Origin of the sequence: Janthinobacterium sp. (genome assembly GCF_009923995.1) — a bacterium.
Lineage (GTDB): Bacteria > Pseudomonadota > Gammaproteobacteria > Burkholderiales > Burkholderiaceae_D > Janthinobacterium.
Window position 1 is genome coordinate 42312 of sequence record NZ_RFSK01000020.1, and the last position, 23597, is coordinate 65908.

Sequence of the window (23597 nt, forward strand, 5' to 3'; positions counted from 1 at the left end):
ATGAAGGGTGTCACCGGACTGGCCTTGCGGCACACGAACCGATGCACTGCGCACAGCTTAGGCCACAAAAAAGACAAATGCAATAAAATTTTCAAATTAAATTTAAATAGAAATTCGTTTCTATTTTTCAGATTCCCTCCTATAATTCTCGCCAGAAGCAGCCGCAAGAATGCAGCGGCCCAGCAAGCACACCGAGGAAAAACACCATGGCAGCCACCGCCCCCATCGAACAACTGATGCAGCACATTGCCGCCGAGTACGACAACCTGTCACGCCAGTTGAAGGTCATCGCCCAATACATCGAGAAGCACCGGGCCAGCCTGATGCTTGAACGCATCAGCGACATCGCGGCCGCCTGCGACGTGCAGCCGTCGGCCATCGTGCGCTTCGCGCAGCGCTTTGGCTACACGGGCTTTTCCGAAATGCAGGACGTGTTCCGCCAGGCTTACACGGACCAGGCCGGCGCCACGCCCGACTACCAGCAACGCATCCGCAAGCTCATTTCCACGCGCGACGCGGCCCTGAGCGCGGGCGACCTGACGCGCGAGTTCGTCGGCGCCAGCCGCGCCGGCCTGGACGACCTGGCTGCCGGCCTCGACGACGCGCAGCTGGAAGCGGCCGTCAACCTGCTGCTGAAAGCGGAGAATATCTATGTGATCGGCGTGCGCCGGTCCTTCCCGATCGCCTCCTACATCGCCTACGCGCTGGAACACACGGACAAGCGCGTGCACCTGATCAGCGGCCTGGGCGGCATGCACCGCGAACAGATGCGCAGCGTGCGCGAGCGCGATGTGGCGATCGCCATCAGTTTCTCGCCTTACGGCAAGGAAACCCAGCAGTGCATCAAGGCGGCGCAGGACAAGGGCGCCAAGGTCCTGGTGATAACCGACAGCAAGCTGGCCCCGCTCGCGCGGGCCGCCGACGCGCTGCTCACCGTCACCGAGGGCAGCGCCTTCGCCTTCCGCTCGCTGACCAGCACCATCTGCCTGTGCCAGGCGCTGTTCATCGCGCTGGCCTACAAACTTGAGCTCGACATCGAAGAAATCCACACCCCAGGAGAACATGATGATTGAAGTAGCGTTGTTCGGCGCCGGACGCATCGGCAAAATCCACGCGGCCAACCTGGCTGCCCAACCCGGCGTGCAGTTCAAGTACGTCGTCGACGTCAACCAGGAAGCGGCCGCCGCACTGGCAGCCCGGCACGGCGGCAGCAGCGCCACGGTGGAAGCGGCGCTGGCCGACCCGGCCATCAAGGCCGTCGTCATCGCTTCCAGCACGGACACGCACGCGGACCTGATCCTGCGCTCGGCCGCCGCCGGCAAGGCCATCTTTTGCGAAAAACCCGTCGATTTGACGATAGACCGGGCGCGCGCCTGCGCCGCCGCCGTCAAGGAAGCGAAGGTCTTGTGCATGCTGGGCTTCCAGCGCCGCTACGACCCCACGTTCAATGCCGTCAAGACACGCCTGGAAGCGGGCGAGATCGGCACGCCCGAGTTGCTGGTCGTCACCAGCCGCGACCCGGGTCCGCCGCCCGTGAGCTACATCAAGGTTTCCGGCGGCATCTTCAAGGATATGCTGATCCACGATTTCGACATCTTCCGCTGGATACTCGACGATGAAGCCGTCAGCGTGCACGCCACTGGCAGCTGCCTCGTCGACCCCGCCATCGGCGAGGCGGGCGACCTGGACACGGCCGTCGTCACCATCCGCACGGCGCAGGGACGCTTGTGCCAGATCAACGCGTCGCGCCGCGCCGCCTACGGCTACGACCAGCGCTTCGAAGTGCTGGGCAGCAAGGGCATGCTGCAGGCGGGCAACCACAAGCCGACGGAAGTGACGGCCTATGGCACCGTCAACGTCAGCGTGGACAAGCCGGAAGACTTTTTCCTGGAACGCTACCGCCATGCCTACGCGCAGGAAATGGCCCACTTCTTTGACGCCCTCAGCCACGGCACGCCGCTGCGCACCACCGTCCACGATGGCTTGAAGGCACTGGAACTGGCCGAGGCGGCCACCCTGTCGTGGCGCGAACAGCGCGTGGTCACCTTATAACCCAACAATAAAAATATCTGGAGACAGCATGTCATCCCCAACATTAAAAGTCGGCATCGTCGGCCTGGGCCGGCTGGGCCAGCGCCATGCCATCAACCTGGCGCAGCGCGTGCCGAATGCGCAAGTCGTGGCCGCCTGCAGTCCCGTGCCGGCGGAACTGGACTGGGCCGCCAGCACGCTCGGCATCACCACCGGCTATGCGGACTATGACGCCCTGCTGGCCCACCCGGGCCTGGACGCCGTCTTCCTCGTCACGCCCACCTCGCTGCATGCGGAGCAGATCATCGCCGCCTTACGCGCCGGCAAGCACGTGTTTTGCGAAAAACCGCTGTCGCTGGACCTGGCCGACTGCCTGAAAGTGGAAGCGGAAGCGGCGCGCCACCCGCAACTGACCATCATGATCGGCTTCGTGCGGCGTTTCGACGCCAGCTACCATGACGCGCAGCAAAAGATCGCCCAAAACCTGATCGGCAAGCCCTACCTCGTGCGTTCGCAAACCTGCGACCAGAACGACCCCAGCGGCGCTTTCATGCGCTTCGCTCCCACCAGCGGCGGCATCTTCCTCGACTGCAGCGTGCACGACATCGACCTGGCGCGCTGGCTGCTGGGCAATCCCGTGCCCAGGCGCGTGTATGCGAGCGGCACCAACGCCATCCACACGGGCTTGCAGGCATTCGGTGACGTCGACAATGGCCTGGCAACGGTGGAGTTTTCCGATGGCAGCATGGCCAGCTTCATGGCGTCGCGCACCATGGCGCACGGCCATGAAACCTTGACGGAAGTGTTCGGCACGGGCGGGCGCCTCGCCGTGGGCAGCAATCCGCGCCTGAACCGGGTGGAAATTTCGGATGCGCATGGCGTGCGCAACGAGTGCACGCCCGACTTCTACGCCCGCTTCGCCGACGCCTTTCTGATCGAGGCGCAGGAGTTCACGGATGCGGCGCTGGGCCGGCGCACCCTGTCGCTGACCTTGCACGACGCGACGGAAGCGACGCGCATCGGCCTGGCCATGACGCAGGCGATGCGCGAAGCGCGGCCCGTGGAGTTTTAAACCGCCAGGGGACTCAGGCGGCCGGCGCAGGAAACGGCTGTTTGGGTTCCACGGCCAGGCGCAAGCCCATGGCATCGAGGATGGCCGTCAAGGTGGCGAGCGATGGATTGCCATCCGGAGACAGGGTACGGTATAGCTGGGTGGCATTGAGCCTGGCCGCCTGCGCCACGGCGGGCACGCCGCCAAAGGCGCGCGTCAGCTGGCGCAGCACGGCCAGCAGTTCGCCATGCTCGCCATCGGCGAGGATATGGTTGATCAGTTCCAGGGCGAAGGCGGGGTCGTCGCGGTACAGTTCAGCCATCGCGTCGTCATGCGAACGGTCTCTTGGTGGTTTACGGATGTCCTCGCTCATGTTCTCTCTCATGTCCCCTCTCCTTCCAGTCGTGCCAGCAGGCACACGCGTATTCGATATCCTTCGGCTGCGTGCGCTTGTCTCCGCCGCACAGCAATAAAATAATCTGTTCGCCGGCAATGGCATAGTAGATACGGTACCCGGCCCCCACGTCGATGCGCAACTCCCACACGCCATCGCGACAAAATTTGTGGTCGCCAAAATTGCCGGGAATCATACGCAGCACGCGGCGCACGATGGCCACCCGGGCCGTATTGTCGCGCTGGCGCTTCAGCCATTCCGTGTATAAATCCCTGCCCGATGACGTCAGGTAGTGCCGGATCTCGTACATCATATTCGTCCATAAACGAAGAAAGATCAAGGAGAAAATCACGCAGATAAGTAAAAAAAGAAGACCCCGCCATCTTGCTACCAAACCCGCTCATGCAGGCCGTGAATGCCGGGTTCACTGAGCTATATCAAGATGCGTTTCCCCAGTTACTGTAACGAAATGATGTGGCGCGTACACGCCTCACACCTGTGCCAATGCGCTATACAATAAGCGCCTGCCAACCGTGAAAACCTTGCCGCCATGACGCATAACGATAGCAATACTCCCCTCCTTGCCGACGTGGCCGAACGCTACGTCAAACTGGTCCTGGCCATGGGCCGGCACGACGCGTCGTATGTCGATGCGTATTACGGACCGCCGGCCTGGCAGGAGGAGGCGAACGCACAGCCACGGAGCTTGCGCGATATCCAGGCTGCGGCACAAACCGCGCTGGCCCTGCTGGCTGGTGACGCCTCCTTGCGCGCCATCAACCTGCGCACCCAGCTGCAGGCCGTGCTGGCCAAGGCGGACATGCTGCAAGGCACACGCCTCGATTTCGACACGGAAAGCGCGCGCCTGTACGACGCCGTCTCGCCGCACCATGACCGTGCCTACTACGCGGCGCTGGTGGCGGAAATCGACGCCCTGCTGCCCGGCGCCGGCTCGGTCAGCGAACGCGTGAATGCCTTGCGCGCGCAACTCATCATTCCCGCCGACAAGCTGCGCGCCGTCATGGACGCGGCCATCCGCGCCGGCCGCGAACGTACCCTGCAGCACATCGCCTTGCCGGAGGGGGAAGACTTCGTCCTGGAATTTGTCACCGACAAGCCATGGAGCGGCTACAACTGGTACAAGGGCAACTACCAGAGCGTGATCCAGATCAATACGGACTTGCCCGTGTATATCGATCGCGCCGTCGACCTCGGCTGCCATGAAGCCTATCCGGGCCACCACGTGTACAACGTGCTGCTCGAACGCGACCTGGTGCGCGGCAGGGGCTGGGTCGAATATTGCATTTACCCCCTGTACTCGCCGCAATCGCTGATCGCCGAAGGCACGGCCAATTACGGCATCGAACTGAGTTTTACAGATGCGGAGCGGCTGGCCTTCGAGCAGCAGGTGCTGTACCCGCTGGCCGGCCTGGACCCGGCGCTGGCACCGCGCTATGCGCAGCTGAACGGGCTGCTGGCCAGGCTGAGCTATGCCGACAACGACATCGCCCGCCAATACCTCGAAGGCAGCCTCACGCGTGAAGAAGCGCTGGAATGGCTGGTCAACGTGCGCCTGTACCCGGCCGAAAAATCCGCCCAGCGCCTGCAGTTCTACGACGCCATGGGCGCCTACGTCATCAACTACAACCTGGGCCAGGACATGGCAAAAGCCTATGTCGAACGCCAGGGCGCGACGCGCGCGCAGCACTGGGCCGCCTTCCGTGACCTGATGTCCTCGCCACGCGTGCCCAGCGCCCTGCTCCCTTAGGCCTGGTCGGGCGCCAGCCGGTACAGCGGCAAGGCCACCGCCAGGCACGCCAGCCCCGCCAGCAGCATGGCCAGCTGGAAGCCGGCGGCCAGCGCCGCGACGTGGCCCGCCCGTTCCAGCAGGGCGGCGGCGCGCATGCTCATCACGCTGCCCAGCACGGCCACGCCCATGGTCATGCCTGCCTGGCGCAAGGCATTCATGATGGCCGATGCCATCGCCGCACGCTCGGCGCCCACGCTGGCCATCGCCAGCAGGCCGGTAGCAGGCACGGCCAGCCCCATGGCCACGCCCAGCAGGCCGAACAAGATACCCACGATGGCATAGGGCGTGCGCGGCGCCAGGGTCGCCGTGGCCAGCAGCACCAGGCCCGCCAGCACATAGCCGCCCAGCATCAGGCGCGGCAAGGACACATGGCGGTTGAGGCGGCCGAAACACAGGGACACGATCGCCATGGCCGCAAACTGCGGCAACATGCGCCAGCCGCTGGCCCCTGCCGCCCAGCCCTGGATCTGCTGCAAGTACAGCGAGAAAAAGAACAGGCTGCTGTAGCAGGCAAAGCCCAGCACCAGCGAGGCCAGGTTGACCAGCGCAAAGGTGCGCTCGCGAAACAGCTGCAACGGCAACAGGGGGCGCGGCGCACGCGCCTCGACGGCCAGGAAGGCGACAAAGACCAGCAGCGCCACCGCCAGCGGCGGCCCGGCCGGCGTCTTCCCGTCACCCAGCGCAATCAAGCCATAGGTGAGCGCGCCCAGCCAGACGATGCTCAGCGCCTGGCCGGCCCGGTCCAGCGCCGCCTGCCCGCGGTACCGGCGCTCCGGAATGCCCCAGGCGCCCAGCAGCATGGCCAGCAATCCCAGCGGCAAATTGATCAGGAAAATGCTTTGCCACCCCGTGGCCTCCAGCAGCATGCCGCCCAGCAGCGGCCCCAGGATCAGCGCCAGCGCGCTGAAGGCGGACCAGCCGCCGATGACGTGCGCCCGGGCGCGCGGATCGGGGAAGGCATGGCTGAGTATCGGCATGGCGCCCGGGATCAGCAGGGCCCCTGCCACGCCCTGCACGGCGCGCCCCGCCAGGAGCAGCGGCAGGCTGGCGGCCAGGGCACACAGCAGTGAACCGGCCGTAAACAGGGCCACGCCCAGCAGCCAGATGCGCTTGTGGCCATGCCGGTCGCCCAGCGGTCCGGCCGACAGCATGCAGGCCGACAGGCATAGCGCGTACGCATTGACCACCCACTGCAAGCCCGCCATGTCCGTGGCCAGCGCCGTCTGCAGGGTGGGCAAGGCCACGTTGACGATGCTGATATCGAGCGAGGCGAGAAAGGTGCCCAGGTAGGCAGCGGCCACCAGGGCCGCGCGGCGATAAGGCTGCATGGAGTCGCTCCAGTTCATGAATTCGCTTCCATCATAATTATTGACTGACCGTCAGTCAATTGAAAATCAATCGTGTGCACGCGGGAACTTGGGCGGCGCCTGCGCTTCACTTATACTGGCTGCATGACCATTTCCCGCCCTGCCATGCCCGATACTGCCGCCGCCACGCCAGCACCCGTCCGCCCCCGCACCAAGCCGGCGGAAGTGCGCCTCGACGAACTGATGGCCGCCGCCGAGCGGCTATTCCTGGACAAGGGCGTGGAAGCGACCACCGTCAGCGACATCACCACCCTGGCGGGCGTGGCCAAAGGCACGTTCTACCATTACTTCCCGTCCAAGCACGAGATGCTGGCCGCGCTGGCCGCACGCTATACGGAACGCTTCCTGGCCAGCCTGGAAGCGGCCGTCGCCCTGTGCATGCCGCACGACTGGGAAGGCCGCCTGCGCGCGTGGGTGCAGGCGAACGTGGCCACCTACCTGGACACCTGGCGCCTGCACGACATCGTCTACACGCACCAGCGCCGCAGCATCGGCATCGATCCCGTAGACAATCCCGACAAAAACGCCATCCTGGTGCAGCTGGGCGCCATCCTGGCGGGCGGCGCGGCAGCGGGTGCATGGCCCTTGCCCCAGCCGCGCCTGGCGGCCCTGATGATTTACTCGGCCGTGCATGGCGTGACGGACGACGCCATCGCCGCGCAACTGCAAGACAGCAGCGCCTTTGCCGCCGACGTGGCCGACGCCTGCCTGCGCATGCTGGGCCGCTGACAAAGCGCAGCGATTATGGGCCACTCCTGCGCGGCATCAAGCCACGGCGCCTGGCGCCATCCATACTGTATTGATTGGAGACACAGGCAATGAACCGGATTCTTTCCCGCCTCCCTGCCCTGCTGCTGGCACTGTCCTGCCACGCGGCGTTCCTGGCGCCGGCGCAGGCCCGCGATGCCGCCACCCTGCCCGCCCTCAGCCCGCGCCAGCAGGCGCTGATGGCGACAGTCGTGGGCAATGCCGCCCATCCGCGCATCCTGCAGGTGCGCCTGGACGAACTGCACCCAACGCAAGCGGCCATCGGCTACGACCAGGTGTACTACAAGCTGGGACGCTATGCGGCCGAAGAACAGCACATCGCCCACATCGCCAAGCCAAAGAAATTTGCCGACCTGTGCGAAGCCAATGGCCAGGGCGACGTCCTGCCCGGCACGGCCAACGTGGCCGGCGCCACCCTCGCCGCGCCGCCGCCCGGCTACCGCTGCAAGGCGGCCGTGGCCAGCCGTCCCGACGACATGAAAACCGTCGTCATCGGCCCCCGCGGCGTCCTGTACCTGACGGACGGCCACCACACCTTTTCCACCTTCCGCGCGGCCGATGGCGGACGCAACGGGCAACTGCAGGTCTGGGTCAAGGTCAGCGACAACTTCAGCGCCCTGAGCGAACCCGCGTTCTGGGCCCGCATGCAGCAGGAAAGCAAGGTCTGGCTGAAGAACGGCCGCAACCAGCCGATCACGCCGCAACAGCTGCCGTCGTCCATCGGCCTGCAGTCGCTCGGCGACGACCCTTACCGTTCGCTCGTCTACTTCACGCGTGAAGTGGGCTACGCACCACCCGGGCATGCCACGGAATTCCTCGAGTTCTACTGGGCCGACTGGCTGCGTGCCCAGCCTGCGCCGGACCTGGCGCGCGTGAACCGGCTCGATCCGGCCGCATATGCCGGCGCCATCCTGCAGGCGGCACAGGCGATGGTGGCGTTGCGGCCCGATGCCATCGTCAGCGGCGGCAAGCGGGCGGCGGACCTGGGCGCGCTGGACGAAATCGACCACGAGGCACTCGATGAATTGACGCAGGAGAAAGGCAAGCTGCGCTACGCCATCGGCTACCGCAAGTCGCTGCCACGCCAGTAACCTTTCCTCATGTCATCATCCTGACATCTGCGCCCGCTAGCATGTCGGCACTTTTCAGCCGACATCACGGGACAGACATGTACAACAGCACCACCTTGCAGCGCCGCAGCCCCCTCGCCATCGCCGTCGCCATCGCACTGGGCAGCACCCTGGCCGCCTGCGGCGGCAGCGATACGCCGGCAAGCAGCAACGACACCATCGCCCCGGCCCGCATCGTCAGCGTCGTGGCCGCCACGGGCAAGGCCGTCGCAGGCAGCGTCATCAGCGTGTACGATGCCAACAAGGACAAGGTCGGCGCCAGTGCGGCGGACGCCAGCGGCAAGGTCAACATCGCCATCAGCGCGGCTGCCAAGGCGCCCTTCCTCATTACCACCACCACCGCCAGCGGCGACGTGCTGTACACCGTCTCGCTGAAGGAAAAAACCGTCAACCTGACACCGCTCACCTCCGTCATCACCATGCAGCTGCTGGGCAGCGCACCGGCCAGCGCGCCGGCGGCCAGCCTGGCGGCCATCGACGCGGCCAAGCTGCAAGCGGCGCAGACGCAGCTGGGCACGGCCCTGGCAGCCCCCCTGCAAACCCTGGGCATGGCGGCCAATTATGACTTCGTCAACGGCGCCCTGACGCCCGGCAGCAAGGACCCGGCCGACGTCCTGCTCGACAACCTGCAGGTGAAACAGAGCGGCACCGATATCGACATCGTCAATGCCAGCGGCAGCATCGTCGCGCAAATCCTCAACGGCGGCGCACCGCTGGCCACCGGCAAGAGCGTGCTGGAAACGCCACCCGTCCTGAGCGCGCGCCAGCAAGTGCTGGCCGCCACGGCCGCCGGCACCGACGCGGCCCCCGTCTTCCTGCAGGTGTCGCTCGACGAGCTGCGTCCCACGCAGCCGGCCGTCGGCTACGACCAGATCTACTACAAGCTGGGCCGCTATGGCGCGGAAGACCAGATCATGGCCAAGACCAACAAGCCAAAGAAATTCGCCGAACTGTGCGAAGCCAATGGCCAGGACGACGTCATCACCAAGACGGCCAACGTGGCCGGCGCCACCCTGAGCAACCCGCCTGCCACCTTCCAGTGCAAGTCCGCCGTGGGCACCAAGCCGGGCGACATGAAGACCGTCGTCATCGGCCCGAACGGCACGCTGTACCTGACGGATGGCCACCACACGTTCAGCGCCTTCTGGGACGCCGACAATGGCCAGAACCACCAGCTGAAAGTCTGGGTCAAGGTGACGGACAATTTCAGCAAGCTCAATGAATATGATTTCTGGGCGCAGATGAAAAAGGTCAACAAGGTCTGGCTCAAGGATGGCAGCAACAAGGCGATCGCCACCAGCCAGCTGCCGGCGTCCATCGGCCTGAAATCGCTGGGCAACGATCCTTACCGCGCCCTCGTCTACTTCACGCGCGACGCGGGCTACGTGGTGCCGGCGACTTCCACGGAATTCCTCGAGTTCTACTGGGCCGACTGGCTGCGCAAGCAGGCCGCCGTCGACCTGACCAAGACGGATACCAGCGACATCACCAGCTACATGGCCACCATCAAGACGGCTTCGCTGGCGATGGCGGGCCTGAAGGCGGGCGACATCGTCAGCGGCGGCGTCACGGCGCAGGCGCTGGGCTGGACGGGCGTCTTCAGCCAGGCGGCGCTGGACGACCTGGTCACGCCGACGGGCAAGCTGAGCTATTCCATCGCGTACAAGAAATCGCTGACGAAGTAACTGCGGCGTAAACGACAACGGCCCGCCTGTCAGGCTGACAGGCGGGCCGTTGTCTATGGCAGGTAGCGCTTAGGCGATGCGTTCGCCGTTGGCCGGATCAAACATGGCCGCCTTCGACAGGTTGAACGACAGCTGCATGGTCTGCCCCGGCAGCACGGCTTCACGCGGGTGCGTGCGGCACGTCACTGCCGCGCCGTTCAGGCGCGTCGTCAGCAGGGTATCGGGGCCGGTCGGCTCGACCAGGTCGATCAGGCAGCCCAGTTCCTGGCCCACGTCGCCGTGCGCGCTGCTCATGTCCGTGATCTGCTCCGGGCGCACGCCCAGGATCACGTCGCGGCCCGCATAGCTGCGCAGCTTGTCGGCGGCAAATGGCAGGGCCAGGCGCAGGCTCTTGCCCGCATTCTCGATGGCGACGAACACCTCGTTGCCCTCGATCAGCGGCTTGACGGTGATGAAGTTCATTGAGGGCGAACCGATGAAACCGGCCACGAACAGGTTGGCCGGATTGTCGTAGATTTCCTGCGGCGTACCCAGTTGCTGCACCACCCCATCCTTCATGACGGCGATCAGATCGCCCATGGTCATCGCCTCGATCTGGTCATGCGTGACGTAGACGATGGTGGCCTTCAGGCGCTGGTGCAGCAGCTTGATCTCGGCGCGCATTTCCACGCGCAGCTTGGCGTCCAGGTTCGACAGCGGTTCGTCGAACAGGAACAGCGAGGGCTTGCGCGAGATGGCGCGGCCCATGGCCACGCGCTGGCGCTGGCCACCCGACAGCTGCGCCGGACGGCGGTCCAGCAAGTGCGTGATCTGCAGCGTTTCGGCGACGCGGGCGACGATCTCTTCCTGCTCGGCCTTCGGCACCTTCTTGACGTTCAGGCCGAAGGCGATGTTTTCGCGCACCGTCATCGACGGATACAGGGCGTAGGACTGGAACACCATGGCGATGTCGCGGTCCTTCGGCGGCAGGTCGTTGACGACCTTGCCGTCGATGAGGATTTCGCCGGACGTGACGCTTTCCAGGCCGGCCACCATGTTGAGCAGGGTCGATTTGCCGGAGCCGGAGCCGCCGACGAGGATCAGAAACTGGCCATCCTTGATCTCGATGTCGATGCCTTTCAGGACTTCGACGCCATTCGTGTACACCTTGCGGATGCTGCGTATCGATAAACTGGACATATTCTTTCCTTAACCTTTGACTGCGCCTGCGGTCAGACCGCGCACAAAATAACGGCCTGCGACCAGATAGACCAGCAGGGTCGGCAGCGCGGCAATCACCGCGGCCGCCATGTTGACGTTGTATTCCTTCACGCCCGTGGACGTGTTGACCAGGTTGTTCAAGCCCACCGTGATCGGCTGCGAATCGCCGCTGGCGAAGACAATCCCGAACAGGAAGTCGTTCCAGATCTGCGTGAATTGCCAGATGATGCAGACGACGAAAATCGGACCCGAAATCGGCAGCACGATCTTGCGGAAGATCAAGAAAAAGCCGGCGCCGTCGATGCGGGCCGCCTTGATCAGCTCTTCCGGCACGCCGATGTAATAGTTGCGGAAGAACAAGGTCGTGAAGGCGGTGCCGTACACCACGTGGACGAAGACGAGGCCCGTGGTGGTATTGGCCAGGCCGAATTCGCCCAGCAGGCGTGCCATCGGCAGGATCACCACCTGGAACGGGATGAAGCAGCCCACCAGCAAGGCGGCGAACAGGGCTTCGGAACCGCGGAAGCGCCAGTGCGCGAACACATAGCCATTGAAGGCGCCCAGGAAGGTCGAGATCAGCACGGCGGGAATCACCATCTTGATCGAGTTCCAGAAGAACGGCTGCATGCCGTCGCAGGTGACGCCCGTGCAGGCCGAGGACCAGGCCTTGGCCCAGGAATCGAACTGCCACACGTGCGGTAGTGCCAGCAGGTTGCCGCTGCGGATCTCGTCGAGCGACTTGAACGACGTCGACAGGGTCACGTACAGGGGCACGATGTAGTACACCGCGAACAGAATCAGCAGCAGGTATACCACCACCCGTCCGAGGGTGAGGCGATTATTACGGGTAGGTGTCATCTCATCGCCTTTGCGCTGCGCGTTTCCAGGTACATCAGCGGCACGAGCACGGCCACGATGGTGGCCAGCATCATCATTGCCGATGCCGAGCCCAGGCCCAGCTGGCCGCGGGTGAAGGAAAACTGGTACATGAAGATGGCCGGCACGGACGACGAGTTGCCAGGTCCGCCAGCCGTCAATGCGATGACCAGATCGAAGCTCTTGATGGCGATATGCGCCAGGATCAGCAGCACGCTGAAGAACACGGGCCGCATGGCGGGAATCACGATGCGCCAGTAGATCGTCGGCAGGGATGCGCCGTCGACTTGCGCCGCCTTGATGATCTCGTCATCGATGCCGCGCAGGCCGGCCAGGAACAGGGCCATGACGAAGCCGGACGACTGCCACACGCCGGCGATCACCACCGTGTAGATGGCCATGTCGGAGTTCACCAGCCAGTCGAAGGTAAACGAGGTCCAGCCCCAGTCGTGCATGACTTTTTCCAGCCCCAGGCTGGGATTGAGCATCCATTTCCAGGCCGTGCCGGTGACGATGAAGGACAGCGCCATCGGATACAGGTAGATGGCGCGCAGCGCGCCTTCGGCGCGGATTTTCTGGTCCAGCAGGATGGCCAGGAACAGGCCGATGGCGATGCTGCAACCGATGAACAGGACACCGAAGATGCCCAGGTTCTTGAGCGAGGTCCACCAGCGCTCGTTATCGAACAGCTCGATGTATTGCACCAGGCCGGCGAACTCGTAGTTCGGCATCAGCCGCGATTCGGTCAGCGACAGCCAACCGGTCAAAAAGATAAAACCATAGACGAAGATCAGGCTGGCGATGAGCGTAGGGCCCAGCACCATCTGTGGTATCCATCGGTCGAAATGCTTGCGTAAGGACATAGGACAGCCGTAGAAGTAGAACGGTGAGTGGCGCCGGCATGACCGGCGACCGCCAAGCTGCAGCAAGGCGCCGCGATGGCGCACGTGTAGGGGGAGTTACACATGCGCCAGCGGGCGCCCCGTGCCGATTACTTCACTTTTGCCGCTTTGGCCAGCTCGGCAACCGCATCTTTCGAGCTCATGTTGGTGTTCATGAACTTGGCGACGACGTCGAAAATCGCGCCTTGCGTGGCCGATGGCAGGGCCATGCCGTGGGCGAACGACGGCACCAGGCCGCCGGTCTTGTTGGTCGCGTCCATGTCATCCATCGACTTGATCGCGCAAGCGTCGAACTTGTCGCGCGAAACGCCCGAACGCACGGGGATGGAACCCTTGTTCAGGTTGAAGATCGACTGGAACTTCGGATTCATGATGGCGTTGGCCAGGGCGATCTGCCCTTTCTTCGCATTCGCATCCTTTTGCGTGAACATGGCAAACGAATCGATGTTGAAGGTGTAGGCCTTGTCCGTACCAGGAGCGGCCACGCACAGGTAGTCCTTGCCCGGCACCTTGCCGGCAGCCGTGAACTCGCCCTTGGCCCAGTCGCCCATGAACTGGAAGCCTGCCTTGTTGTTGATGACCATGGCGGTCGCCAGGTTCCAGTCGCGGCCTGCCGCATCCTTGTCGATGTAGGTCTTGACCTTGCCCAGGGTGTCGAACACCTTGAGCATGGTCGGGCCGGTCAATTCCTTCTGGTCCAGCTTCAGGATGGCCTTCTTGTAGAACTCCGTGCCGCCCACGCCCAGCGCGACCGATTCAAACACGGTGGCGTCCTGCCATGGCTGGCCGCCGTGGGCAATCGCGATGCCGCCCGATTTCTTGATCTTTTCAGCCGCTTCGAAGAAGGCTGGCCAGGTGGTTGGCGTGGCGGTCACGCCGGCTTTTTTCAGCACTTCCGGGTTGACCCACATCCAGTTGACGCGGTGGACGTTGACTGGCGCGGCAACGTAGTGGCCCTTGTACTTCATGATGTCGGCGACGACTTTCGGCAGCACGGCATCCCATTTGCCTGGAATGGCAGCATCATCGATATTGGCCAGCACGCCTTCCGCGCCCCACTCCTGGATCGACGGACCCTTGATCTGCGCGGCCGTTGGCGGATTGCCGGAAATGACGCGGGTTTTCAGTGCGGTCGCGGCGTTTTCGCCTGCGCCGCCAGCCACGGCAAAGTCTTTCCAGCCATAGCCGCTTTCTTTCACGATTTGCTGCAACTGGCCCACGGACTTGGCTTCGCCGCCGGACGTCCAGTAGTGCAGCACTTCCACGTCGGTCGCGAAGGCGCTGCCGGCGAATGCGAGGGTGGTCAATGCGGCCAGTTGGGTAATCTTGAATTTCAGTTTCATCTCCACATTCCTTTTTTGATCAAGCTTTTAGGGGGCTTCGGCATACGGGGCCGAAAAAGGTGAAATGTGCGCCTGTGCCGGCGCTCTTGTGCTCAGACCCGCTTGCAAACGGGCATCATCTACAGTGAAAAGACGGCGCCGTGATCCATGACATGACTACATTGCATTTATATCACGGGACGGCGCCAAAAACGCATCCGCGAAGGATGCGCCAGGTTGATCTAGACTTACAACGCCGGCTAAATTAGAACCAAGTTTCCACTTGGAAACCATACGACGTGCCGCTGGTATTGTTGTTGTAGATCGGGCCGCCGTTGTTGGACGCGTTGACCGAGGCGGTGGCCGCATCGTTCCACTTGCCGTACGTCACGAAAGCGCGCAGCTCGGGACGCGACCACAGGCCAGGACCGGCCGAGATCGTCGGCGCGATGGTCAGCTTGGTCAGGCGCTTGGCCGGCAGGCCGCCGGCTTGCGTCACGCGGTCCGTGCCCAGTTCGCCCACCAGCTTGAAGTTGTTGGTGAAGGCGTAGACGGGACGCACGCCCACCGAGGTCCAGGTCGAAGAACCGGTGGCGTTGGACTCATCTTTTTGCCACAGGGCAACGAATTCCATGCCGAAGTTTTCCATCGGCTGGATCGCCATGTCATTGAAGACGCGGGTGCGCTTGCGGTCCGAACCGAAAGCCGTGTTGCCCGAGGCGCCGAACTGGCCGTTGCCGTCGCCGCCGATACCAGGGCCGACGCCGTACTGCACGCCGAAGGTATTGCCGCCGCCAAACACCTTGCCTTGACGGTGGAAGGCCGACAGTTGCCAGCCGTTATGTTTCGGGCCGTAGATGTCGTTATCCTTGCCTTCGGCCGTGATGATGGTGGCGGCCAGGTCCAGGGTGCCGTTTTCATTCACGGGAATTTCGCCGTAGATGAAGTTCTGGCGCACGGCCGAACGGGTGCCGAGGATGGCGCCCGTGACGGGATCGCGGGCATTGATGTCGTTATCCTTGAAGAAGGCGTACGAGAATTTGCCCGGGCCGGCGGGAATGCGGTCCAGGCCGGCACCCGTGCCGTTCATATTGATGTACTGCATATCCAGCATGTGGATGTCGGGACGGTAGTAGAAACGCTTGCCGACCCAGGCCGTGCCGCCGTTCAGGAAGTCGAGTCCCTGTGCTTCGACGTAGGCCTTGACGATGCCCAGCTTGTTGTCACCGAAATCGGAATTCGGCGCGTAGGCGTTGACCCAGATGGTGGCCAGGTAGTTCACGCCGCCGGACTTGGCGATGGACTTGGTGTAGCCGAACTCCGTGTAGGCGTCGCACTCATTGCCCAGACGGTATTTCATGGTATTGCCGCCCAGACCGAAACAGCCTTGTGAGCCGCCATCGCCCGAGGTATTGCTGCCGGCGCCAGCGCGCAGGTAGCCGTGGAAGCCTTCGGAGTCGGATGGGTACATGGGGTCGGCAGCTGCGGAACCGCTGGCGATGGCTAAGACGATGGCAGCAGGCAGTGTCTTCAACACAGCCTTCAACATGTTGCGATGCAGCATGGTAAGTCTCCTCAGTAGTTATTTTTTATCTAGTCATTCGTGGCCGAATGTACTGGCCAGAATTCTTTCCAGCAGGGACATAGTAACTATACTACGAACAAATATCAACATATTATGTTGTAATCCTACGACTACTCTGCGACACTTTATTGGCGCTCTTATTTGCCGTCTGCCTGCCCCGCTTTTGCAGCGTGGCGCGTCCGTTTTTTGACGCCACGCATGCGCATCTGCAAGACCGGGCTGCATTTTTCGGCACGCGGGACGTATACGAATTAAAATCCTTGGTTTTTGCCCATAACGACAGTGCGCCGCCACGACAGCGCACGCATACGAGATAAAGCACCGCCATGAAAATTGATGAAAAAATGGAAGTAGCAGGCAGCGACCCGGCGGAGCGCTTCACTGACGGGCCGCGCCTGCTGGCCGACATCGGCGGCACCAATGCCCGTTTCGTGCTCGAGACGCGCCAGGGCCACCTGGAGGCCGTGGCCGTGCTGCCCTGCGACGACTACGCCTCGCTGCTCGACGCCATCACCGCCTACATGGACAGCAGCGATGCGCGCGCGGCCGGCTCGGCGCGCGTGCGCCACGCCGCCATCGCGATTGCCAACCCCATCGACGACGACACCATCCGCATGATGAACCACCACTGGTTCTTCTCGATCGAAGCCATGCGCGACGCGCTGGGCCTCGACACCCTGCTGGTGGTAAACGACTTCACGGCGCTGGCCATGGCCTTGCCCTACCTGCGGCCGGACCAGCGCCAGCAGATCGGCGGCGGCATGGCGCGCGCCGACAGCGTCATCGGCCTGCTCGGTTCGGGCACGGGCCTGGGCGTATCCGGCATGATCCCGGCGGAAGACCGCTGGATCGCGCTGGGCAGCGAAGGCGGCCATGTCAGCTTCGCCCCCTGCGACCAGCGCGAGATGGACGTGCTGTCCTTCGCCTGGCGCGAACTGTCGCACGTCTCGGCCGAGCGCCTCGCTTCCGGCCGCGGGCTGGAACTGATCTACCGCGCCCTGTCCGAACGCGCCGGCCATCCCGACGCCCTGCCCTTGCCGGCGGCCGAAATCACCAGCCGCGCCCTGGCCAACGAATGCGACGTGTGCATCGAGGCCGTGGACTGCTTCTGCGCCATCCTCGGCTCCATCGCGGGCAACGTGGCCATGACCCTGGGCGCGCTGGGCGGCATCTATATCGGCGGCGGCATCGTGCCGCGCCTGGGCCCCTTGTTCGAGCAGTCGCAGTTCCGCGCCCGTTTCGAGCAGAAGGGCCGCCTGAACGAATACCTGGCGCAGATTCCCACCTTTCTGATCACGGCCGAACTGCCGACCTTCCTGGGCATCGCCGCCATCCTGGCGCAAAAGCTCAAGCGCGCCCATTCCGGCGCGCCCGTGCTCGAATCCGTGCGCCAGGCGCGCGGGCGCATGAGCCCTTCCGAATGCAAGGTGGCCGACTGGGTACTGAAGGAACCGAACGCTATGCTGACCCTGCCCATCGCGGAAATCGCCCAGCGCGTCGGCGTGAGCCAGCCCACGGTGATGCGCTTCTGTCGCTCGATCGGCGTGCAGGGCCTGGCAGATTTCAAGCTGAAGCTGGCATCCGGCCTGACGGGCGGCGCCATCACGGTGGCCCACTGCCACGTGGAGATCTCGGATTCCGACGCCGAACTGGCGCGCAAGGTGCTGGGCAATAACGCCTCGGCCGCGCTGGCCCTGCGCGACATGCTCGACGTGAAGGCCCTGACGGCCGCCATCGAACTGCTGCGCAGCGCGCAGCGCGTGGAATTGCTGGCCGTCGGCAGCGCCCGCGTGGTGGCCGACGACATGCAGCAGAAACTGCTCAACCTGGGCATCGTCAGCAGCTTCTTCGCCGACCCGCAGGCGCAGGAAATGAGCGCCGCCATGCTGAAACCGGGCGACGTGGCGCTGGTCATTTCCCGCTCGGGCGCCCTGCCCGACCTGCTGCGCACCGTGAAAGTGGCGCAGGGCTGCGGCGCGCGCGTGCTGGCCATCACGGCCAGCGGCTCGCCGCTGGCCAAGGTGGCCGACGTGCTGCTGACCCTGAACCACCCGGAAGGCAACCTCAATTTCGTGCCCATGATCGTGCGCCTGCTGCAGCTGATGATGCTCGATATCCTGTCCGTCGGCCTGGCGCGGCGCGATACGGCGCAGCGCACCAGCGCGGCCGAACTGGAAGAGGGACAGTTGCACGGCATGCGCATCAGCGGCAAGCTGAAATTCGGTGGCCACCTCGAATAAGGCGGCGCCGGCCGCCCTGGACACGAGCAGCGGCGCCACCGTGCACGACGTGGCGCGCCTGGCCGGCGTGTCGGCCATGACGGTGTCGCGCGTCATCAACGGGCGCGCCAGCGTCAGCGCCGCCACGCGCGGCAAGGTCGAGGCCGCGATCGCCAGCCTGCACTACCAGCCGAATCTGGCGGCGCGCGCGGCGCGCACGGGCACCCTGCGCATCGGCCTGTTGTACAGCAACCCCAGCGCCGCCTTCCTCAGCGAATTTCTGGTCGGCGCCATGGACCAGTGCCGCCAGGGCGGCGGCCAGCTGCTGCTGGAGCGCTGCGGCGACCTGGCCAGCCAGCGCGCCGCCATCGGCTGCCTGGTGGCGGCCGGCGTGGACGGCATCCTCGTGCCGCCGCCCCTGTGCGATTCGCCGCAGGTGCTGGCGCAGCTGAACCAGATGGGCATCCCCGCCATCGCCGTGGCCACGGCGCGGCCCTCGCCGGACGTCTCGGCCGTGCGCATCGACGACTACGAGGGCGCGCTGGCCATGATGCGCCACCTGCTCGCGCTGGGCCACCGCGACATCGGCTTCATCGAGGGCGACCCGGCCCATACGCCCGCCCTGCTGCGCCGCCAGGCCTACGACGACGCCATGCGGGACGCAGGCTTGCAGGTGCGGCCAGAGCGCGTGGCGCAAGGCTATTTCACCTACCGTTCGGGACTCGACGCGGCGCGCCAGCTGCTGGCCGCAGCGACCCTGCCCAGCGCCATCTTCGCCAGCAATGACGACATGGCCGCCGCCACCCTGGCCGTGGCGCACGGCATGGGCTTGCAGGTGCCGCTGGCATTGAGCGTGTGCGGCTTCGACGACACGCCCGTCGCCACCACCGTGTGGCCCGAGCTGAGCACCATCCACCAGCCCATCGCCGACATGGCGCGCGCCGCCGTCACCCTGGTGATCGACGAGATCCGCCAGCGCCGCGCGGGAGAACTGGCGCCCGCCACGCATCACCTGATGCCGTTTACCCTGATGACGCGGGCATCGACGGGACCCGTTGCGCGGGATCAGCCCCGCCGGGCCTGATCCCGGCGGCTCGCTGGACTACTGCAGCTAGCGCACCACCGTGCGCGCCGCCAGCGACTCCACCAGCGCCACGGACGGCGGCGAGCCGCCGGCGGCCAGGCAGGCGCCCGCCCCGGCCGCCACGGCGAAGCGCAAGTGCTCGCCCCAGTCCGCGTCAGGCCGGTACATCAGGCTGTACAGCAAGCCGCCGATGCTGGCGTCGCCCGCGCCGACGGAATCGACCACCTCGATCTGCGGCGGTGCCGCCTGCCATGTCTGCTCGCCCCGGTACAGGGCCGCGCCCTGCGCGCCGCACGTATACAAATAGGTGGCCTGCGGGTTCCAGCCGCGCAGGGTGGCGAATGCGCTGTTGATATCGTCGTGGCGGAACAGGCCCGCCAGGTCTTCATCGGACACCTTCACCACGTCGGCCAGCTGCGTCATGCGGTGCAGGGTGGCGTCGTAGCGTTCATCCATCATGACGCGGAAGTTCGGGTCGTAGCTGATCTTCACGCCGGCCGCCTTGAGTTCCTGCGCCAGCGCCACCAGCTTGCCCGCCAGCGGTTCGCGCGCCAGGCTGATGCCGCCGAAATGCACCCATTGCGCCCCCGCCATCCAGCCTTCCGGCAGCAGGGCCGCGTCGAAATGCAGGTCGGCGCTGTCGTCACCGATGAAATAATAGGTGGGCGGATGCAGTTCGTGCACGATGGCCAGCAGGGGCGACTTCGCATGGCGCTGCAAGAAACGCATGTCCAGCCCCGCCACGTCGGTCGCCTGCGCCAGCGCGTCGCCGAACACGTCCAGGCTGACGGCGCCCGCAAAGGCGCTGGGCACGCCCAGGCGCGCCATCACGCGCGCCACGTTCCAGGTCGAGCCGCCCACCTGGCTGCTCCATTCATCGGCGCCCGTGCGCAGCATGTCCGTCAGCGCCTCGCCGGCGGAGACGAAACGGGGGAAAGAGGGAAAAGCGGCGGCGCTCATACGGCACCGCCGATCACGTTCAGCACTTCGTAGCAGGCGCCCATGGTGTGGTAATCGACCTTGCCGGCCGGGCTTTTCTCGTTGCTGATTTTCTGGTTCTCGGGCGTGAGGATGCGGTACCAGGCGCCATGCTCGTGGTCGACGAAATGCTGCCAGCTGTAGTCCCAGATCCTGTCATAGCTGGTCCAGTAGCCCTCTTCCCCCGTGCGGGCGGCCAGCACAGCGGCGGCGGCAAAGCTTTCCGCCTGCACCCAGAAGTATTTGTCGCCATCGCAGATTTCATCGTGCGGGCCGAATCCGTAGTGGATGCCGCCATGCTGGCCGTCCCAGGCCTTGGCCAGGGCCGTATCGTACAGTGCGCGCGCGCGCGGCAGCAGCCAGTCGGACGGCCCCGCCATGAACCTGGCGTGGCGCTCCATGATCAGCAGCAGCTTGGCCCACTCCGTGAAGTGGCCGGGCTGGTAGCCCCAGGGACGGAAGATATTGCTCTTGTCGTGCAGGTTGTAGTCCCAGTCGATCGACCAGTCAGGCTTGTAGTGCTCCCAGATCATGCCGTTCGCCAGGCCCGCCTGGCGCACCGTGATATTGTGCGCCAAGGTTTCCGCGCGGTGCAGGTAGCGCGCTTCGCCCGTCGCCTCGAACGCGGCCAGCATGGCTTCGCAGGCATGCATGTTGGCGTTCTGGCCACGGTAGCCGTCCAGCGTGGCCCAGTCGGCGCTGGCCACGTCCGCGTACAGGCCGTGTTCGGGCAGCCAGAAACGCTGCTCCATCAGCTCGAAGGTTTCGTCCAGGTAGGCGCGCGCTTCCGGCATGCCCGCCTGCAGCGCATGCGCATAGGCGAGCAGCACGAAGGCCAGGCCGTAGCAGTGGTTGGCGCCATCTTCCACCGTGCCGACGCCGTCCTGCCACTTCAGTTGCCAGGCATAGCCGCCCGTGGCCGGGTCGCGGTGCGCGTCGCGCAGGAAGGCCACGCCGTGGCGCAGGGCCGCCTGGTAGTCGTCGCCGCCGAAATGGCGGCAAGCCATGGCGTAATTGAAGATGAAGCGCGTGCTGCTGACCAGGTGGCGCGTGCTGGCGTCGTACACCGTGCCATCGTCGAGGAAGAAGTGATAGAAGCCGCCGCTGGGATCGATGGCGCGCGGATGGTAGAAGCGCATGGTGTGCAGAATATGCGCTTCGAGCATGTCCTTGGAACGAAAATCGGGATTCATGAATATCTCATATAATTGTTATCGATAACAATGATGATAGCATGCCGTTTTCACGCCGTCTCGGTCTATCAGGGGGCCGGCGCGCTCCGCAGCTTTTCCCGCCACAGCGCCGCCCGCATGGGGCTGGCCTGCTGCCCCAGTTCCCCGTTCTCGAACACTTTCACCAGCCGCTGCATCGCCTCTTCGTCGCCCTGCGTGGCGGCCAGCAGGTACAGCGCGAACGGCGGCGGCGCCGGCCCTTGCCGCGTCGGGCCGCCGCGCCCCTGCTCCAGCAGGCGGGCGAAGCCCGTCTGGCCCGGCGGACTCTTGGCGATGGCCGCCATCTCGTACCAGCCCAGGGCCGCCTCGTCGCTTTGCGGCACGCCCTGCCCCACTTCGTAGGAATACGCGACATTGTTCAAGCCGGACGGATCGAGTGCCTTGGCCGCCTGCATGTACCAGCCGAACGCCTCCTTGCGCTGCGCCTCGTCCTTCGCCGTCATCATCAGGCGGTAGCCGATCTCATTGTAGGCGGGGATGAAGCCATTTTCGGCATAGAATTTCAGCCAGTGCAGCGCGTGCGCCTGCTCTTCCGGGCTGCTGCGGATGCTTTCGTAGTGCATGGCCAAGGTGTAGTTGGCCAGTTCCACGCCTTGCGCGGCCCCCTTGCGCGACCAGTATTCGCCCAGCTTGCGGTCGATGGCCATGCCCTGGCCCAGCGTGTAGGCGATGCCCAGGAAAGCCTGCGCGGGGCCATAGCCGCCTTCCGCCGACTTGCGCATCCACGCCAGGCCGGCGTCAAAGTCGCGCGGCGCGCCCTCGCCGCCGTGCAGCATCTGGGCCAGCTCCAGCTGGGCGGCAGTGTCGCCCCCTTCGGCCGCGCGACGGGCCATCCCGAAGGCGGCGACCTTGTCCGGCGACAGGTCGGCCGGGCGGCCGGTCACGGCCTGCACCCGTGCGCGCATGTCATCCAGGCCCTTGGTATCGAATTCCACCAGCGCCGGATGCTGGCCCGGTTCCCCGGTGGACGCTGGCTGCGCCAGCAAGGGCTGCGCCAGGGCCACGCTCAATACAAACAGGATGGTCTTCATTTGTTTTCCTTCTGCGCCAGCTTGGCGCGCCATTGCGCGGCGTCTTCCGCATTCGCCGCCTGCCCCAGTTCACCCTTGACATACACATCGAGCATGCGCCGCATGGCGGGCAGGTCGCCGCTCCATGCCGCCCGCTCGTACCAGACCAGGGCCAGCTTGTCCGACTGTGCCACCCCCAGCCCCAGTTCATGGGCGCGGGCCAGGTTGCGCATGCCGGCCGGCTCCTGCTCGCGCGCCGCCCTGTCATACCAGTGGAAGGCCTCGCCGCGATCCTGCTCGTCGGCGGCTGCGCGCATCAGGTGTTCGCCGAGCGCGTTGTAGGCGGGAATAAAGTGTTCTTCAAGCGCGGCCTTCTTCAACCATATGATGGCCAGCGCCTGTTCTTCGGGAGAGCTGCCGCCGTCGATGAATTCCAGCGCCAGGATGGTTTGCGCCAGTGCGTCGCCTTGCGCCACGCCCTTGCGCAGCCAGTATTCGCCCTGCACGCGGTCGACGGGCACCTTGCCGCCCACCGCATAGGCCAGCCCCAAGGCCGATTGCGCCGGCGCATAGCCGCCTTCGGCCGACTTGCGTATCCAGGCCATCGACTGCGCCGTGTCCTGCGGCGTGCCGACGCCCAGCTGCAGCATGCGCGCCAGTTCCAGCTGCGCCTCCGCGTCGCCCGTTTCCGCCACGCGCCGGGTCTCGGCAAATTCGGCGATGCTCTCCGGACTGCTGGCCGATGCATCGGCCCTGGCCTTGATGGCGATCAACTGCAGGTCGAGCAAGGTGGGCGACGTCTGGGCCAGGACGGGCAGCGGCAGCAGAAAAGGGAGCAGCAAGAGAAATTTCTTGGGCATGCGATGGTATCGGGAGAGAGAAAACACGCATGGTAGCCGATGCCGCGCCAAGGAGGCGCGCACTGCACGCGAAGTTTGACAGGGCTGGCCGGC

21 protein-coding genes are annotated in these 23597 nt (G+C 64.9%); 9 read left to right on the forward strand and 12 right to left on the reverse strand.

Annotated features, from left to right (window positions below; genetic code table 11):
• Nucleotides 1-206: 206 nt before the first annotated feature.
• Genes EBS11_RS12420 through EBS11_RS12430 form a run of 3 tightly spaced genes read left to right on the forward strand, consistent with a single transcriptional unit; the run spans nt 207 to nt 3103 of the window.
• The gene (locus tag EBS11_RS12420; protein WP_034757651.1) at nt 207-1073 is read left to right on the forward strand and encodes a MurR/RpiR family transcriptional regulator; all 867 of its coding nucleotides are present in this window, start codon (nt 207-209) and stop codon (nt 1071-1073) included.
• Nucleotides 1066-2052: an inositol 2-dehydrogenase gene (gene iolG / locus EBS11_RS12425; RefSeq protein ID WP_290603320.1), complete on the forward strand. Its 987-nt coding sequence runs from the start codon at nt 1066-1068 to the stop codon at nt 2050-2052. The genes EBS11_RS12420 and iolG overlap by 8 nt, the downstream gene beginning before the upstream one ends.
• Before the next feature lie 28 nt (nt 2053-2080).
• A complete protein-coding gene (locus EBS11_RS12430; protein ID WP_290603276.1) occupies nt 2081-3103 on the forward strand; it encodes a Gfo/Idh/MocA family oxidoreductase in 1023 nt (340 codons plus the stop codon).
• Between the two features lie 13 nt (nt 3104-3116).
• Here the strand turns inward: EBS11_RS12430 and EBS11_RS12435 are convergent, their stop codons facing one another.
• Together EBS11_RS12435 and EBS11_RS12440 are read right to left on the reverse strand one after the other, a co-directional pair.
• On the reverse strand, nt 3117-3455 hold the full coding sequence (locus EBS11_RS12435) for an addiction module antidote protein (RefSeq protein ID WP_290603277.1): 339 nt from the start codon (nt 3453-3455) through the stop codon (nt 3117-3119).
• Nucleotides 3436-3786, reverse strand: a complete 351-nt coding sequence (locus EBS11_RS12440; RefSeq protein ID WP_290603321.1) for a type II toxin-antitoxin system RelE/ParE family toxin — start codon at nt 3784-3786, stop codon at nt 3436-3438. Before EBS11_RS12440 ends, EBS11_RS12435 begins: the two co-directional genes overlap by 20 nt.
• Before the next feature lie 240 nt (nt 3787-4026).
• Between EBS11_RS12440 and EBS11_RS12445 the strand changes: the two genes are divergently transcribed.
• Nucleotides 4027-5244: a hypothetical protein gene (locus EBS11_RS12445; RefSeq protein ID WP_290603278.1), complete on the forward strand. Its 1218-nt coding sequence runs from the start codon at nt 4027-4029 to the stop codon at nt 5242-5244.
• Here EBS11_RS12445 and EBS11_RS12450 read toward each other — a convergent pair.
• A complete protein-coding gene (locus EBS11_RS12450; RefSeq protein WP_290603322.1) occupies nt 5241-6614 on the reverse strand; it encodes an MFS transporter in 1374 nt (457 codons plus the stop codon). The two genes, EBS11_RS12445 and EBS11_RS12450, sit on opposite strands and share 4 nt — an antisense overlap.
• A gap of 123 nt (nt 6615-6737) precedes the next feature.
• On the opposite strand from EBS11_RS12450, the gene EBS11_RS12455 reads away from it, so the two are divergent.
• The 3 genes from EBS11_RS12455 (at nt 6738) to EBS11_RS12465 (ending at nt 10236) form a co-directional block, all read left to right on the forward strand.
• On the forward strand, nt 6738-7382 hold the full coding sequence (locus EBS11_RS12455) for a TetR/AcrR family transcriptional regulator (protein WP_290603279.1): 645 nt from the start codon (nt 6738-6740) through the stop codon (nt 7380-7382).
• Nucleotides 7383-7471: 89 nt separating this feature from the next.
• Nucleotides 7472-8512 (forward strand): ParB/Srx family N-terminal domain-containing protein, encoded by a 1041-nt coding sequence (locus tag EBS11_RS12460; protein ID WP_290603280.1) that lies wholly within the window; start codon nt 7472-7474, stop codon nt 8510-8512.
• Between the two features lie 77 nt (nt 8513-8589).
• Complete coding sequence (locus tag EBS11_RS12465) at nt 8590-10236, forward strand: ParB-like protein (protein WP_290603281.1); 1647 nt, start codon at nt 8590-8592, stop codon at nt 10234-10236.
• 69 nt (nt 10237-10305) lie between these two features.
• Here the strand turns inward: EBS11_RS12465 and ugpC are convergent, their stop codons facing one another.
• From ugpC to EBS11_RS12490, 5 genes are all read right to left on the reverse strand, one after another.
• Nucleotides 10306-11415 (reverse strand): sn-glycerol-3-phosphate ABC transporter ATP-binding protein UgpC, encoded by a 1110-nt coding sequence (gene ugpC, locus EBS11_RS12470; RefSeq protein ID WP_290603282.1) that lies wholly within the window; start codon nt 11413-11415, stop codon nt 10306-10308.
• Between the two features lie 9 nt (nt 11416-11424).
• On the reverse strand, nt 11425-12294 hold the full coding sequence (locus tag EBS11_RS12475) for a carbohydrate ABC transporter permease (RefSeq protein WP_290603283.1): 870 nt from the start codon (nt 12292-12294) through the stop codon (nt 11425-11427).
• Entirely contained in the window at nt 12291-13175 is an 885-nt protein-coding gene (locus EBS11_RS12480; protein WP_290603284.1) for a sugar ABC transporter permease, read from the reverse strand. The genes EBS11_RS12475 and EBS11_RS12480 overlap by 4 nt, the downstream gene beginning before the upstream one ends.
• Nucleotides 13176-13303: 128 nt before the next feature.
• Complete coding sequence (locus EBS11_RS12485; protein WP_290603285.1) at nt 13304-14557, reverse strand: ABC transporter substrate-binding protein; 1254 nt, start codon at nt 14555-14557, stop codon at nt 13304-13306.
• Nucleotides 14558-14801: 244 nt separating this feature from the next.
• Nucleotides 14802-16100 (reverse strand): carbohydrate porin, encoded by a 1299-nt coding sequence (locus tag EBS11_RS12490; protein WP_290603286.1) that lies wholly within the window; start codon nt 16098-16100, stop codon nt 14802-14804.
• 347 nt (nt 16101-16447) lie between these two features.
• On the opposite strand from EBS11_RS12490, the gene EBS11_RS12495 reads away from it, so the two are divergent.
• Nucleotides 16448-18361: a glucokinase gene (locus EBS11_RS12495; protein WP_290603287.1), complete on the forward strand. Its 1914-nt coding sequence runs from the start codon at nt 16448-16450 to the stop codon at nt 18359-18361.
• Complete coding sequence (locus tag EBS11_RS12500) at nt 18345-19424, forward strand: LacI family DNA-binding transcriptional regulator (RefSeq protein WP_290603288.1); 1080 nt, start codon at nt 18345-18347, stop codon at nt 19422-19424. Before EBS11_RS12495 ends, EBS11_RS12500 begins: the two co-directional genes overlap by 17 nt.
• Nucleotides 19425-19451: 27 nt before the next feature.
• On the opposite strand, the gene EBS11_RS12505 is transcribed toward EBS11_RS12500, so the two are convergent.
• From EBS11_RS12505 to EBS11_RS12520, 4 genes are all read right to left on the reverse strand, one after another.
• Nucleotides 19452-20384, reverse strand: a complete 933-nt coding sequence (locus EBS11_RS12505; protein ID WP_290603289.1) for a carbohydrate kinase — start codon at nt 20382-20384, stop codon at nt 19452-19454.
• The gene (locus EBS11_RS12510; protein WP_290603290.1) at nt 20381-21595 is read right to left on the reverse strand and encodes an AGE family epimerase/isomerase; all 1215 of its coding nucleotides are present in this window, start codon (nt 21593-21595) and stop codon (nt 20381-20383) included. The genes EBS11_RS12505 and EBS11_RS12510 overlap by 4 nt, the downstream gene beginning before the upstream one ends.
• A 68-nt stretch (nt 21596-21663) precedes the next feature.
• Nucleotides 21664-22665, reverse strand: coding sequence for a tetratricopeptide repeat protein (locus EBS11_RS12515; RefSeq protein ID WP_290603291.1), 1002 nt, complete (start codon nt 22663-22665; stop codon nt 21664-21666).
• Nucleotides 22662-23486, reverse strand: a complete 825-nt coding sequence (locus EBS11_RS12520; protein WP_290603292.1) for a tetratricopeptide repeat protein — start codon at nt 23484-23486, stop codon at nt 22662-22664. Before EBS11_RS12520 ends, EBS11_RS12515 begins: the two co-directional genes overlap by 4 nt.
• Between the last annotated feature and the right edge of the window lie 111 nt (nt 23487-23597).